The sequence below is a fragment of the Microcystis protocystis FBCC-A270 genome (genome assembly GCF_050500235.1).
GTDB lineage: Bacteria > Cyanobacteriota > Cyanobacteriia > Cyanobacteriales > Microcystaceae > Microcystis > Microcystis ichthyoblabe_A.
Map to the genome: position 1 here is coordinate 3,435,573 of NZ_CP191407.1, position 14,533 is coordinate 3,450,105.

Genomic DNA, 14,533 nt, shown 5'->3' on the forward strand with positions numbered 1-14,533 from the left:
AACAACTTGTGATAGGGCATAAATCTCTAACTTGACAAAAATTCCCCGCACTAGAAGCTGATCCAGGATAGCGATCGAGAGTTATAATCGAGCCATTACCCCGCGCTCCCAGTCGGGATGAGAAATCTATGATGACCGCTCTCTACGAGGAAGATTTTGTTCTCTGGACAGAAAAAACCGCCGAACTGTTAAAGCGAAAAGAGTTTGACCTGGTGGACTGGGAAAACCTGATCGAGGAAGTGGAGTGCATGGGAAAAAGCGAGAGACAGGCAATAACGAGTTTATTAACCGTTTTAATCGAACACTTGCTCAAACTATCCTATTGGGAATCGGAAAAAGAACGGAATGCCCGTCACTGGATAGTGGAGATCGCAGCTTTCCGATCGCAATTAGAACAAAAAATAGATAGTGCCACCCTCGTCAACCATGCCCGCGATTCTTGGGAAAAAGCCTATTTAACCGCCAGAAAATCCCTGATTAACGCCAGAATCGTCGATAAAAACGTGATTCCCCTAGAGTTTATATTCACTCTCCAACAGGTATTAGACGGGGACTGGTTCCCGATCGATATCGAACCTTTTTTGGAAACCCGTCCATAAATTGCAGTCATATCCCCGCAAAAAGATTAGGATTATCAGCGAATATAACCGAATATGAAAGATATCGAGCAAATCCGCCGCCAACTTATCGAACGCTACCAACAATTATCGGCACTCGATCAGGTGATCGTCCGTCTTTTTTCCCTAATCTATGAACCGATCGCCCGCAGCACTTTTCTAGACTGTTTAAATCAAGCTCATTACCGCGACGAGAACAACCGGCGATTTAACGGCCAAACCCTGAAATCCCATTTAGATATCCTCCTAGAAGCGGAAGTAATCACCCAGGACAAAGGCTACGGGCCGCGCTGTCATCCCCTCCTCGTCGAGATTGCCAGCCGTGATAGCGTTAGTAAGGGAGAATTCAAGCGTTTTGCCGAGATTATCAAGGCAAAACTGCCGCAACCCCGAACTCGTTGGGATGAAAGCCTAGTTTTTCAGGGAAAAGAGCAATTAATCCGAGAAATCCGTCTGGCCATCTATCGTCAGGATTTCGACTCGATCGAACAACAAATCGCCGATTATCAGAAAACCAGCTATTCTTCCTCAAAAACCAGCCTAGAAGACCTTCTCATCCTCATCTACGATAACCCCTTCGATGGGGATTGGTTACGGACGCAACCGACCAAATTTCAAGCCCTAGCACTAAATAGCATTCTTGTCAAGGCTTTTGAAAAAATAACTCGCGCCGATGGAGCTTTTTCCCTCCTAGAAGAACTCTGTCAAGACCAGACCAGTGTTTCCGAAGGCCATTTGTGGCTCGAACAGGCAATCATCCGAGGACAAAGCGATAAAGTGCGTCGGTATCTCGATCGCCCCTTCCCGGAAAGCCAAGCAGCAGCAATCGGGGCGATACGGGGTTGGATTGCCTTTCTAGGCGGGGAAAACAGCAAAGCGATCCAAGAATATACCCTCGCCCTTAAAGCCCTAAAAAAAGCCAAAGGAAAACAAAAAATCTATTTTTCTTCGATTAGCGGCTTCTCCTTTATTTTTGCCCTCCTCAAAGAAGGAACCCCCGAACGTCTCGCCGAAGCCGCCAGCTATACCAGTTGGGTGGCGCGTCAAAACGATCATCTTTTCAGTCCGATCTATGCCCGTCTGGAAAAAATCATCGCTGCCCGTCAGGGAGATATGCAGGCCAAAGACGCAATCATCGACGCGACGATCAATCCCTACCAAATGGGCCAGGGTCTAGAGACTCTTATCTGTAGTATCTGTCTCTACTGGATGAGTAGCAGCATCGCTAAAAAACATCTGCCCCGCCTATTGCTGCCCCTCTACAAAGATGCCAAGGCGGCTGGCTACCATTGGTTAGCCCTGGAAACCGGGGCCCTACTGTCCCGACTCGATCGAGCGCCGGAAGCGGAAGTGGTTATAAAATGGCATCTCCCTTCCCCCCTGGTGGATGCGATCGAACCCCAAGAAGCTTGGCAACTGTGCCTGAATGCCTTGACTAATCTCTGCGCGCCAACACCAACCCCGGGTAAATCCAACCCCGTCGTCCGCCTTGCTTGGTTTCTCACTATCCATTCCGAGGATTATTTCCTGCAACCAAAAGAACAGAAACTCGACGCGCGGGGTAATTGGAGTCGTGGCCGTCCCGTCTCCCTTAAACGTCTGCGAAAAACTGGGGAAATTGACTATTTAACCCCGCAAGACCTGAAAATTTGCGCCCATATCTTCGTGGAATCCAGTTACTATGGCCAGAACGAGTATCACTTTGAGTACCGGGCCATTATCGAACTGATCGGTCATCCCCTGGTGTTTTGGGAAGATTCCCCCAGAACGCGGGTAGAAATCGTCGCCGGGGAACCGGAATTGCGAGTAAGTAAGGAAAAATCGGGTAAATTAATCCTGTCTTTACTGCCCGATCTCAGCGATCACCAAGAAGTGCTGATTTGGAAAGAAACCCTCACTCGCGTTAAGGTAATCGAAGTCAAGCCGGAACACAGAAGCATCGCCGACATTATCGGCAAAAGCAACCGCTTAGAAGTACCCGACAAGGGCCGGGAAAAAGTCCTGGCCGCGATCAATTCCCTGTCCGGGATAGTGACAGTACATTCCGATATCGGGGGAGGAAAAGCAGCCCGGTCAGTGGCAGCCGATAGTCAACCCCGGATTCATCTCTTACCGGCCGGAGAGGGTTTAAAAGTGGCGGTTCTCAGCCGTCCTTTTGGGGCAGCTGGTCCCTATTTCCAGCCTGGAAAAGGGGGCGAAACAGTAATCGCCGAGATTGAGGGGGAACGGCTGCAAACAACTAGGGATCTGGCCCTAGAGAAAAAACTGGCCCAAACAGCGATCGATTCTTGTCCGATCCTGATCAGTTTCGAGGAAGAAAACGGGGAATGGCGACTAGAAAATCCAGAGGATTGTCTAGATCTACTGCTGGAATTGCGGGAATTAAACGATAGCGTCCTTGTGGAATGGCCAGAAGGAGAAAAATGGCGGGTGTCGCGTCAGCTTCGATTACAAGACCTACACCTAAATATCCACAGTCAACGGGATTGGTTTGCGGTCAGTGGGGAACTGCACATAGAGGAGAAATCGGTGCTGAGTATGCAGGAGTTGATGAAATTGCTAGAGGGATCGCCGGGGCGGTTTATTCCCCTCGGAGATGGTCAATTTCTCGCTCTAACCGAGGCATTTCGGGAACGGTTACAGGAAATGCGTGCTTTTTCGGAAAAGTCCGGCGACGGTTTGCGGTTTCATCCCTTCGCTGCCCCGATGCTCTCGGAACTCACCGAGGAAGTGGGACAACTCAAGGCCGATAAACGTTGGCGCGATAATTTGCAACGCTTTCAGGAGAGTCAGGATTTTACCCCAGAAGTCCCCTCAACTCTACAGGCAGAATTGCGCGACTATCAATTGGAAGGCTTTCGCTGGTTAGCTAGACTGGCCCGGTGGGGGGCCGGGGCCTGTTTGGCCGATGATATGGGATTAGGGAAAACTTTACAAGCTCTGGCAGTGATCCTAACCCGCGCCTCCGAGGGACCGACTTTAGCGATCGCTCCTACTTCAGTATGTTTGAACTGGATTAGTGAGGCGGAAAGGTTCGCACCCACCTTAAATATCATCCAACTGGGAACAGGCGATCGGCAAGCGCTACTCGATCGACTGCAACCTTTTGATCTGTTGGTCTGTAGCTATGGGTTATTACAGCAGGAAGAAGTTGCCACCATGTTGGCCGGGGTAGAATGGCGGACAATCGTTCTCGATGAGGCCCAAGCGATTAAGAATTTCTCCACCAAGCGATCGAAAGCAGCGATGAATCTGCGGGGGGATTTTAAACTAATCACCACGGGAACACCGATAGAGAATCATTTAGGGGAATTATGGAATCTTTTCCGTTTTATTAACCCCGGATTGTTGGGGTCTTTGGAAAGTTTTGATCGCCGTTTCGCCACCCCGATCGAAAAATACGGCGATAAAACCGCTCGCGAACAGTTAAAAAAACTGGTGCGGCCTTTCCTTCTCCGGCGCACCAAAAACCAAGTTCTAGCGGAATTACCGCCGCGTACCGAGATTTTAGTCCCGATCGAGTTAAGCGTCGAGGAGAAGGCGTTTTACGAGGCCTTACGGCGGCGTGCTTTGGAGAAATTAAGCGAGAGTGACAGTACCGCCGGAGCCAAACATCTCCAGGTACTGGCAGAGATCATGAAATTACGCCGGGCCTGCTGTCACCCGCAGTTAGTGGCTCCGGATTTGGATTTAGCCGGCTCGAAATTGTCCCGTTTCGGGGAAATTCTGGATGATTTATTAGATAATCAGCATAAAGCGTTGGTATTTAGTCAATTTGTCGATCATTTAGCGATTATCCGCAGTTATCTCGATCAACGGCAGATAAAATATCAATACCTCGATGGTAGTACCCCAGCCAGCGATCGGCAGAAACAGGTGAAAGCTTTTCAAGCGGGGGAAGGGGACGTATTTTTAATTAGTTTAAAAGCCGGGGGGACAGGATTAAATCTCACCGCAGCCGATTATGTTATCCATCTTGATCCCTGGTGGAATCCCGCAGTGGAGGATCAGGCCTCCGATCGCGCTCACCGCATCGGCCAAAAACGTCCGGTGACGATTTATCGCTTAGTGGCCAAGGATACGATCGAGGAAAAAATTGTCGATCTGCACCACCATAAACGCGATCTCGCCGATAGTTTATTGGAGGGGACCGACGCAAGCGGTAAGTTATCTACTGACGAATTATTGCGCTTAATGGCCGAGGGATAAAAATATCCCCGACGCAGTTTAGACTAACTTTTTGATAGCCGCTACTAACTGCTCGATTTCTGAGGGCAAAGTGAAATAATGAACACAGGCACGCACACAGAGGGGGTCGAGGAGAGTTCGCAGTAAAAACCCTTGTTTTTCTAGCTGTTGCACTAAATTTTGTGGGGTGATGGCCGAGTCAATTTGAAAGGAAACTAAACCGGATTCTGGCGGAGAATTTTTTAAACATTTCACCCCTTTAACCGTCTTTAATTCCCCCCAAAGATAAGCCGCTAATTGACAGATTTTTTCGTATCTTTGTCCCCCATCACCCCAGGCGTTATGTACCGCAATAGTTGCCCTTAAACCCTCAAATTGAGGATAGGCAGAAGTGGCCACTTCAAAGCGTCTAGCGTCCGGTTTCCAACCGATAGGCTGTCCTTGCTTATCTGTTTCAATACCGCGCCAACCGATAAAAGTGGGCTGTAAACTAGGGAAAATTTCGGGACGAATATACAATCCTCCCACACCGGCCGGTCCACACCACCATTTATGACCTGTAAAAGCATAACAATCGGCGGCAGTGGCGCTTAAATCCAAGGGCAAACAACCCACGGATTGGGCAGCATCCACCACCACTAAAACGGGTTTTTCGGTGACAGAATTATCATGACAAAGCTGCGAGATTTCCTTGAGGGGTAAAACCTGTCCAGTATTCCAGAGAACGTGACTGACCACCAAAACCCTAGTTTTTGGCCGTAAATGAGCGGAAATGACTTCTATCGGGTTGCCGTCGTTTAAAGTTTCCCGAATAGGACAAGTGGAGATTTCCAGATGATAACGACGGGCAATTTCCCGAACTGTGGCGATAATTCCGGGGTGTTCACAATCGGTTAGTAAAATATGTTCCCCCGCTTGCCAATCAACCCCCCAGAGGGCGATATTACAGCCTACAGTGACATCCTCGGTGATAGAGAGAGTTCTGGGGCTGATTCCCAATTCTTGCGCCATTTCTTGCCTGAGAAGTTCCGTTTTTTTGGTAATCCAATCGTTTACCTGTCCTGAAAAAGGCCCCTTTTGTTGGAGAAAATTATAGGTATCGATAATCGCTTCTAATCCGGCCTTGGGCAAGGTTCCCTGACCACCGAAATTAAAATAAACTTTATTGCTAAGTCCCCGAAATTCCTGTCTTTGTTCGGCTAAATCCGGTTTACTAGGGGCGCAATCGAGGCTATTTTCGTCTAAATTCTGCATAAGTGAGGAGATGGGGAGTCAGTTATCAGTTATCAGTTAGAAGGTGTTGGGTTTTGGGGTTTTAGTTGAATTCCCCATTGCCCCATTTTACCACTTCCTGACGACCAACTCCTGACGACTAACGGCTGAATTCTATCGACGGATCAAGTCGCAATTATCACAATAGTATTAAAGCAGAGGAAACATACTTGTGAATGTTTTCTTTTTTTAGTTTATTATTTTTTACCTTGAATGTCAGCCGGGAGGCTATGTATGTTTTACCGATGAGACGGGGCTTTTAAAGGAGCGAAGTAATTCGCCCCAGGGTTCCCCTCATGAAAAGCTGACCAGTATAGAACAGCACTTCGACACATTTCGCCACATTTTGATTCTCCAAACACTTATATTTATATTTATATTTATCGTCCTTATTAAATATACTCAAAAAAGCTAAGTAGTCGTGCAAAATAAATTTCCTAGTGAAGAAAGGCAAAAGGCAAAAGGCAAGAGGTGGTTAGATATGTGTAATTAATTTTGCTTAAGTACTTACGATAGGGCATATTGGAAACTGGCACCTCGAGTTGCGCTCGGTTCGACTACGCTCACCGAGCGCAAGGGGAGATTTAAGCTCTATCGCATGAGTGCGATGGGAGTGTCAACAAAATCTGGGCAGACAGGGCCTACCCGATCATAATTATTTCTGGGGAGGGTTGGAAGCGGAAGGACTGCGATCGATGACTTGATCGATTAAACCATAGTCTAGAGCCTCTTCGGCGGACATAAAGAAATCCCTTTCCGTATCCTCGGCGATGAGGTCGAGAGGTTTACCGGTATGACTAGCTAGGTGTTGATTGAGTAATTGTTTGAGATAGAGAATTTCTTTGGCCTGAATTTCGATATCGGTGGCCTGACCTTGGGCGCCGCCGAGGGGTTGGTGAATCATGATCCGCGAGTTGGGTAGGCTCATTCTTTTGCCCGGTTTGCCGGCACTGAGGAGAAAAGCCCCCATACTGGCGGCTAAACCAATACAAATGGTGCTGACATCGGGACGGATTTGATTCATGGTGTCAAAAATCCCTAATCCGGCCGAAACGGAACCACCGGGGGAGTTGATATACAAGTAAATATCTTTTTCGGGGTCTTCTGCTTCTAGAAAGAGTAATTGGGCGACGATTAGGTTAGCCAGGTCGCTGGTTACTTCTTGTCCCAAAAAGACGATTCTTTCCCGTAGTAGTCGGGAGTAGATATCGAAGGCGCGTTCGCCCCGGCCTGTGGTTTCAATAACGGTAGGAATCATTGCGCTTTCTTGTCTTGCTGCTGCGGTTGGTTTTTTGATTTTGACATACTCCCACCGTCAAGCTACGCTGTGACGGGGGATTCTTCCCATATCACTATCGGAAATTCCTTGTTCAACGAGACAGCTTAGATTCTCAATGTCTCCATTCAAAATCCAGAGGTCGGACTCTCCCAAGGCGTTTGGGTCGGTTTCTGTTTGCCCAACAGTACCGTTGAGATGATTTCCCAAATATTTCAACCCTTTTTTAAGAATATTTATTGCTGCATTATGATCCCTATCTATGACTGTTTGACAATTAGGACATTGATGAGTTCTAGTGCTTAAGGTTTTTTGAACTCTCGTCCCACAAACTGAACAATCTTGAGAAGTAAAATGCGGTGGTACAGCAACACAAACAATCTGATAAATCTTGGCAAAATAATTCAGCCATTGAGTGAATTGATACCAAGAAGCATCGGAAATCGACTTGGCGAGCTTACGGTTTTTGACTAAGTTTCTTACCTTTAAAGCTTCATAGACTACCAAATCATTAGACTGGACTAACGCCAAAGCCTCTTTAATTGCTTTGTCTTTACGTTGTCTTGATACTTTAAGATGAAGCCTAGCTACTTTTACCCGTTGCTTGTGATAGTTTTTAGACTGTTTCTTTCCTTTACGGAATTTCTTAGATAATCGTCGTTGTGCTTTTTGAAGTCGTTTTTCTGACTTTCTTAAATAACGTGGATTCTCTACAGTATTGCCTTGAGCATCGGTATAAAACTCCTTTAACCCTAAGTCAATTCCTGTTATTTGTCCCGTCGGTTTATGGTATTCTTGCCGTTCTACGTCAATCAGAAACTGGCAATAATAACCGTCAGCACGTCTAACAACTCTTACCCGTCTAATCTGTTGCTCTGAATAATAAACTAAGGTCTTTTGACTACACCATAAATCAAATTCTCCTGCTTTAAAGCCATCAGTAAATCTGATTTTACGTCGATCATCAGATAGTTTGTAGCCTGTTAGTTTGTATTCAACAGAACGACTATGCTTTTTGAACCGAGGAAAACCCTTTTTCTCTGGTATATTAGCATGACAATTCTGATAAAACTTACTAATTGATTGCCAGGCTCTATCAGCAGCAGATTGACGTGCTTGTGAGTTTAATTTATTAACCCAAGGAGTCTCTTTATTGTTAGCTAGTACCGAGCAAAGTTTTTGGAGATTATTGCGGGTTGTACCCTTATGATCCATCCAATAACGAACACAAGAATTACGCACAAACTGAGAAGTTTTGATAGCTTCATCAAGCCGGTGATATTGCTCTAGTGTCCCGTTTTTTAGCTTTGCTTCTACGACTAGCATATAACAATTCTCGACCATTGGTTAAGTAGATTATAACACAGTTTGTCCACAGATGGTGGAATTAAACCGATGCTCCGTTGCTAATATTCTGGTCGGATTTCATCCCCCGCTAATTTTTGTGAGTATCTTATCGAAAAATGTAGCGGGGGTATTCATCCGATATTTTAGGTAACTTAGAGAATGGGAAGTGGGGAAGTGGGGAAGTGGGGAATTTCAACTAAAACCCCAACACCCTAACACCTAACGGCTAACGGCTAAAAATAATCTTCTCGATGGCATCTAGGGCGGTTTCTAGGTCATCATTGACGATTTGATGGGGGAATTCCTCGCTGGCGGCCAATTCTTCTCGGGCGCGCTCCAGGCGACGGGCGATCGCTGTTTCGGCATCTTTGCCCCGGTCGCGCAAACGACGTTCTAATTCCTCGAAACTGGGGGGTAGGATAAAGATTCTCCTCGCTTCGGGGAAGCTTTTACAGACCTGTCTGGCTCCCTCTAATTCGATTTCTAGAATTACGGTCTGGCCTGCCGCTAATTGAGCGGCGATCGCTGATTGGGGTGTTCCATAGTAGTTGCCCGCGTATTCAGCCGATTCGAGAAATTCTCCGGCTGCCATTTTCTCCTCGAAACTGGGACGGTCGAGAAAGTAGTAATCTTCCCCCTCAATTTCACCCGGTCGAGGTGGGCGCGTAGTGGCGGATACGGACAGGTAGAGGTTAGGGAAACGAGTTAGTAAATGCCGTACTAGCGTACCCTTGCCCACACCGCTAGGGCCAGTAATGACGATTAATTGACCGGGTTGCATGGGGTTAATAACTTAGTTGCTACTATTAACAGGGGCTTCCTTGTTGACCACGAAACGGTGAGCCACGGTTTCTGGTTGAATGGCCGACAGCACTACATGACTAGAATCGGTGATGATCACCGCACGAGTCCGTCTTCCATAGGTGGCATCGATTAAACAGCCTTTATCCCGAGCATCACTGATGATGCGTTTGATAGGAGCCGATTCTGGGCTAACGATGGCGATAACCCGATTAGCGGAAACAATATTACCGAAGCCGATGTTGATCAGTTGTATATCCATAAGTTAACAAAGGTGCAGTCCTTTGTACAAAAGAGTGTGGAGGTATGATTACAATGTTATCGAGAAAGATTTAGCCTTACAACGCTAAAAATAACATTCTTAATCACATTTTAGTATTTTTTCAGGTTTTTTGCGATTTTAATTAAATTTGTTTACACGAGTCTCTATCTTAGGGAATAAAAAGGCAAAAGTCGGGAAAATTAGGGAATTTTGGGGGAATGGGGTGTAGGGTGTAGGGTGTGGGGTGTGGGGTGTGGGGAGATGGGGTTTAGGGTGATGGGAGCTTTTTTCAGTGATCAGTAAACTGAAAACTCACAACTGATCACTGATCACTGATCACTGTTAAGAATGTCCCCGGCAATGGCATGATAATTATGGTAACTAATAAGTATTCTCTATCCTTGGTGGGTGCGTTAGACTATGGGTTTTGCTGATCTATCGATCGCTGATATTGCGGCAGAGTACGATCTGGCCGATGAATCTGTGTTGTCACTTTGCGACCAATTAGGCATCTCCTATAAAGATCGGCAGACTAATCTCGCCCTAGAAGATGCTAAAGCAATTATCTCACTGATTTTATCCCAACGCTCAGGAGTAACCGCCTCGAAAACGGAAACGTCCCCTTGACTTTATTCCCCACTGCGATCTTCTCGGTGTCCGTGATCACTTAGAATCGATCGATACCCTCCCAGAGGAGAAAATTTTTTAGTCACCTTAAAATTCCCTTTCTTGGAACAATTGCGAGTAGGAGAACAATGATCAAACGTTTGATTGTGGCAGCGATCGCTGTAGTCTTTTTTGTATTACAATTCAATCTTAACGGCGCTAGTGCCTTAGAACTCGATGAAGAAAGCCTCACCATCACCCTCAATGATGCAGGGGAATCGGTGACTTTGACTTCTGAACAAGCGACGGAAGGACAGAAACTTTTTGTCGCCAATTGTACTAAGTGCCACCTGCAAGGTAAAACCAAAACTAATAATAACGTCAGTTTGGGTCTGGCCGATCTGGCAAAAGCGGAACCTCCCAGAGATAATCTGTTAGCATTGATTGATTATCTAGAACATCCCACCAGTTACGATGGTGAAGATGATCTCAGCGAATTTCATCCCAATGTTAGCCGTCCCGATATCTTCCCAGAATTACGCAATCTGACCGAAGATGATGTGTATAACGTCGCCGCTTATATGTTGGTTGCTCCCCGTCTAGACGAGCGTTGGGGTGGTACAATTTACTTCTAAATTGCCCTCCATATATCCCTCGATCCCTCTAGATTTCTAGGGGGATTTTTGATTAGACAGCAAATAGTTGTAAAAATTCTTTGAGTTCATTTAATACCTCATGCTCAAAGTTCCAAATGTCTTTTTTGGTTAAAGCATGGGATAAATTACAATATTTCTTAGCCTCTCTTTTTTCATTCTGTGATGGTGTATCTTCCCTGATATAGTTTTGAATCCACAATTTATCAATTTTTTTACGATTTATATCAATATTTTTTTGTGCAAGACAGGATCGCCAAGCTTCTACACAATCAGCATGGGGAGAATCTTGGGTTTTAATTTCTCTCAACACTGTCTCTAGTTCCCCCTGTTCATTAACATGAAGAAAATGACAACCTATTTGAGTATTCGTAGAAGCATTTAATTGAAATAGCTTTTGGGTATCATCTATCCTGGCTGCTTCTCTAAAAACTCTTTGAATACATTGACTAACCAGAGCAAGTCTTTCTTCTCTGGTTTGTTCATCTAAATCTAAAACAATACCTATCTTTTGAATATCATCTTTGAGCAGGGTGTCATTAAGTCGTTTCAGTCGTTGTTCAAGGCTACGATAATTTTCTCGTTCTATTCCGTCTAGAATATAAAATTCAACAATAGTTATCGTTAAATGATTCGATTCATTAATATGCTCAATAATAGCTCGTAAAAAAGCCGCATCATCTTGACTTTCAACAATTATTACATTAGCCACGATTCTACTCACCTCTGATTCGATCATTATGCTTGAGAGCGTAATCTAAGATATCTAATTCACTTTTAATACCGATAATTTTATCAGTTCTGGGACTCCTTGCTAGTTCAAAATAGGCCCCCTCTTCTGGATAATATTCTAACCCCACATCGGCAAAAGCTTGGATCATCTCTAAACTGTGGGTTGTGGCAAAAATTTGGCTATCTAGTTCGATAGCTAATCGGAATAAAGTTTTCCAAATATCTGGGTAAGCAGTATAGTGAAGACCATTTTCTATTTCATCGATAAAAATAATTTTTTTAGGATTGATGAGTAGAGCAAAAATCATCTCTATCAGACGATTAATAGCTTCACCAAACAGAGATATGGGTAGGCGTTTTCTCTCTTTTCTTTTCAGATATAAATTTGGTTCACCCAGAAAAAAACTTTCTATTTTTTCAATGGACGGATCGAGAATTTGTAGAGCTTTTAGCACTTCTTCTTCCTGTTCATTAAAAACTATTTTAGTATAGGACTCGCTCAATTCTTTCAAAGATTTATTGACAGATGCGGCAATGATTACTGGTTCCTCATCACCCCCATTAGGTAAAGCGAGTATTCCCTCAGAACTAGCAATTAAAAAATAGTTCAGTTGACCATCATTTGAGTCATTATCATGGTCAAAACTTGTGTGAATATTTAAGATAGAAATAACTGATTTATTTTTAGCGATAAAATCGTATAATTTTTGTAAGTCTTCAGAGATTCCTAGAATACTATCTTTAAGAGAACTAGAAATCGATATTTTTACCAATTTATCTCCTTGGTTAGATTGGGAGCCTTTTAACTCAATAATATTTTTTTTATCAAGATTGAATAATAAATCATCCCAAGCATTTTTGGGAACAGCCTGAACAACTGCTAAAGATTGCCTACGAATGATTCCTCTGATGTAGGGATGAATAGTATTTGGATAGGGATAACTATACAAAAATATTGCCTCTAACAGGGCAGTTTTCCCTGAATTGTTATTACCACCAATTAAATTAACTCGCTCAAAACCTTCAATTTTGGTATGCTCAAAACATCTAAAATTACTAATTTCAATATCCTTAATCATGTTGACCTCTGGGCTGAATAAACATAAACTTAGGGTTAGGAATGACCCGGGTAAGATGGGGATTTTTTTACTTAATTCTAGACGAGAATCCCCTCCAACTCTCAAACCGGTGACTATCCCCCACCGAAACTGCCGCCCTAAGAGATAATAGAGACAGGGATTTATTTACATTTCTTCATCATGGCTAGAGACTTACGAGGATTTATTAAGCTTTTAGAAGATCGTGGCCAATTACGCCGCATTAGTGCATCGGTCTCTGCCGATTTAGAAATTGCCGAGATCGCTAATCGGATGCTGCAGGTGGGGGGACCGGCCCTACTGTTTGAAAACGTGCAAGAGGCCGAGTTTCCCGTCGCTATTAACCTGATGGGAACGGTAGAACGCATCTGTTGGGCGATGAACCTGAATAAACCCGAAGAATTGGAAGATTTAGGCAAAAAACTCGCCCTCTTGCAACAACCGAAACCGCCGAAAAAACTCTCCCAAGCGATCGACTTTGGTAAAGTGTTGTTTGATGTCCTGAAAGCCAAACCCAACCGTAACTTTTTCCCTGCCTGTCAACAGGTGATTTTAGAGGGGGATGAAGTAGATTTAAAGAAAATTCCGATGATTCGTCCCTATTCGGGCGATGCAGGTCAGATTATCACCCTAGGGCTAGTAATTACTAAAGATTGCGAAACGGGAACCCCTAACGTCGGTGTCTATCGCTTACAGCTACAGTCTCACAATACCATGACCGTCCACTGGTTATCCGTGCGCGGTGGGGCGCGTCACCTGCGAAAAGCGGCACAAATGGGCAAAAAATTAGAAATAGCCATCGCTTTAGGGGTCGATCCTCTGATTATCATGGCCGCCGCCACTCCTATCCCCGTAGATCTGTCAGAATGGCTGTTTGCGGGATTGTACGGTGGTTCTGGGGTACAGTTAGCCAAGTGTAAAACCCTCGATTTGGAAGTGCCGGCCGACGCAGAAATCGTCCTCGAAGGAACAATTACCCCCGGAGAGGTATTGCCAGATGGACCCTTTGGTGATCACATGGGTTACTATGGCGGTGTGGAAGATTCACCCCTGATTCATTTCCACTGCATGACCCATCGTCGCGACCCCATTTATTTAACCACTTTTAGTGGTCGTCCTCCCAAGGAAGAAGCGATGATGGCGATCGCTCTTAATCGTATTTATACACCGATTTTACGGCAACAGGTGTCGGAAATCAGGGATTTTTTCCTACCGATGGAAGCTTTAAGCTATAAAGCGGCGATTATCTCCATTGATAAGGCCTATCCCGGACAAGCGCGGCGAGCGGCCTTAGCTTTTTGGAGTGCCTTACCCCAGTTCACCTATACTAAATTTGTCATCGTCGTCGATAAGGAGATTAATATTCGCGACCCCAGGCAAGTGGTTTGGGCAATTAGTTCTAAAGTGGATCCGGTTCGCGATGTGTTTATTCTCCCGGAAACCCCCTTTGATAGCCTCGATTTTGCCAGCGAAAAGGTCGGTTTGGGGGGGAGAATGGGAATTGATGCCACGACAAAAATGTATCCTGAAACTGACCACGAGTGGGGGGAACCTTTGGAGTCGGATCCGTCCATGGCGGTCAAGGTTTCCCAACGCTGGTCAGAATACGGTTTAATCGATATTAATTTACAAGAAGTAGATGCCAATAAATTTGGCTATGAAATGTAGATTTATTCGACTAA

12 protein-coding genes are annotated in these 14,533 nt (G+C 45.0%); 5 read left to right on the plus strand and 7 right to left on the minus strand.

The window, feature by feature from the left end:
* Positions 1 to 128: 128 nt before the first annotated feature.
* Positions 129 to 599 (plus strand): DUF29 domain-containing protein, encoded by a 471-nt coding sequence (locus ACQY1X_RS16690; protein ID WP_430013176.1) that lies wholly within the window; start codon positions 129 to 131, stop codon positions 597 to 599.
* Positions 600 to 653: 54 nt separating this feature from the next.
* On the plus strand, positions 654 to 4,826 hold the full coding sequence (locus tag ACQY1X_RS16695) for a DEAD/DEAH box helicase (protein ID WP_430014906.1): 4,173 nt from the start codon (positions 654 to 656) through the stop codon (positions 4,824 to 4,826).
* Positions 4,827 to 4,844: 18 nt separating this feature from the next.
* Here ACQY1X_RS16695 and ACQY1X_RS16700 read toward each other — a convergent pair whose 3' ends face one another.
* From ACQY1X_RS16700 to remA, 5 genes are all read right to left on the minus strand, one after another.
* The gene (locus ACQY1X_RS16700) at positions 4,845 to 6,059 is read right to left on the minus strand and encodes an aminotransferase class V-fold PLP-dependent enzyme (RefSeq protein WP_430013178.1); all 1,215 of its coding nucleotides are present in this window, start codon (positions 6,057 to 6,059) and stop codon (positions 4,845 to 4,847) included.
* A gap of 673 nt (positions 6,060 to 6,732) precedes the next feature.
* The gene (gene clpP / locus ACQY1X_RS16705; RefSeq protein WP_316578624.1) at positions 6,733 to 7,374 is read right to left on the minus strand and encodes an ATP-dependent Clp endopeptidase proteolytic subunit ClpP; all 642 of its coding nucleotides are present in this window, start codon (positions 7,372 to 7,374) and stop codon (positions 6,733 to 6,735) included.
* Between the two features lie 18 nt (positions 7,375 to 7,392).
* Positions 7,393 to 8,679 (minus strand): RNA-guided endonuclease InsQ/TnpB family protein, encoded by a 1,287-nt coding sequence (locus ACQY1X_RS16710; protein ID WP_069473965.1) that lies wholly within the window; start codon positions 8,677 to 8,679, stop codon positions 7,393 to 7,395.
* 247 nt (positions 8,680 to 8,926) lie between these two features.
* A complete protein-coding gene (gene gmk, locus ACQY1X_RS16715) occupies positions 8,927 to 9,481 on the minus strand; it encodes a guanylate kinase (RefSeq protein WP_002736224.1) in 555 nt (184 codons plus the stop codon).
* Between the two features lie 12 nt (positions 9,482 to 9,493).
* Positions 9,494 to 9,763 carry an extracellular matrix/biofilm regulator RemA gene (gene remA, locus ACQY1X_RS16720; protein ID WP_002737924.1) on the minus strand — a complete coding sequence of 90 codons (270 nt, stop codon included), beginning with the start codon at positions 9,761 to 9,763 and terminating at the stop codon, positions 9,494 to 9,496.
* Positions 9,764 to 10,183: 420 nt separating this feature from the next.
* On the opposite strand from remA, the gene ACQY1X_RS16725 reads away from it, so the two are divergent.
* A complete protein-coding gene (locus tag ACQY1X_RS16725; protein WP_002735525.1) occupies positions 10,184 to 10,390 on the plus strand; it encodes a hypothetical protein in 207 nt (68 codons plus the stop codon).
* Between the two features lie 128 nt (positions 10,391 to 10,518).
* On the plus strand, positions 10,519 to 11,004 hold the full coding sequence (gene psbV, locus ACQY1X_RS16730; protein WP_103112337.1) for a photosystem II cytochrome c-550: 486 nt from the start codon (positions 10,519 to 10,521) through the stop codon (positions 11,002 to 11,004).
* 52 nt (positions 11,005 to 11,056) lie between these two features.
* On the opposite strand, the gene ACQY1X_RS16735 is transcribed toward psbV, so the two are convergent.
* On the minus strand, positions 11,057 to 11,761 hold the full coding sequence (locus tag ACQY1X_RS16735) for a DUF3226 domain-containing protein (protein WP_430014907.1): 705 nt from the start codon (positions 11,759 to 11,761) through the stop codon (positions 11,057 to 11,059).
* Positions 11,739 to 12,833: an AAA family ATPase gene (locus ACQY1X_RS16740; RefSeq protein WP_430013180.1), complete on the minus strand. Its 1,095-nt coding sequence runs from the start codon at positions 12,831 to 12,833 to the stop codon at positions 11,739 to 11,741. The genes ACQY1X_RS16735 and ACQY1X_RS16740 overlap by 23 nt, the downstream gene beginning before the upstream one ends.
* A gap of 180 nt (positions 12,834 to 13,013) precedes the next feature.
* On the opposite strand from ACQY1X_RS16740, the gene ACQY1X_RS16745 reads away from it, so the two are divergent.
* Entirely contained in the window at positions 13,014 to 14,519 is a 1,506-nt protein-coding gene (locus ACQY1X_RS16745; RefSeq protein WP_430014908.1) for a UbiD family decarboxylase, read from the plus strand.
* Positions 14,520 to 14,533: the final 14 nt, after the last annotated feature.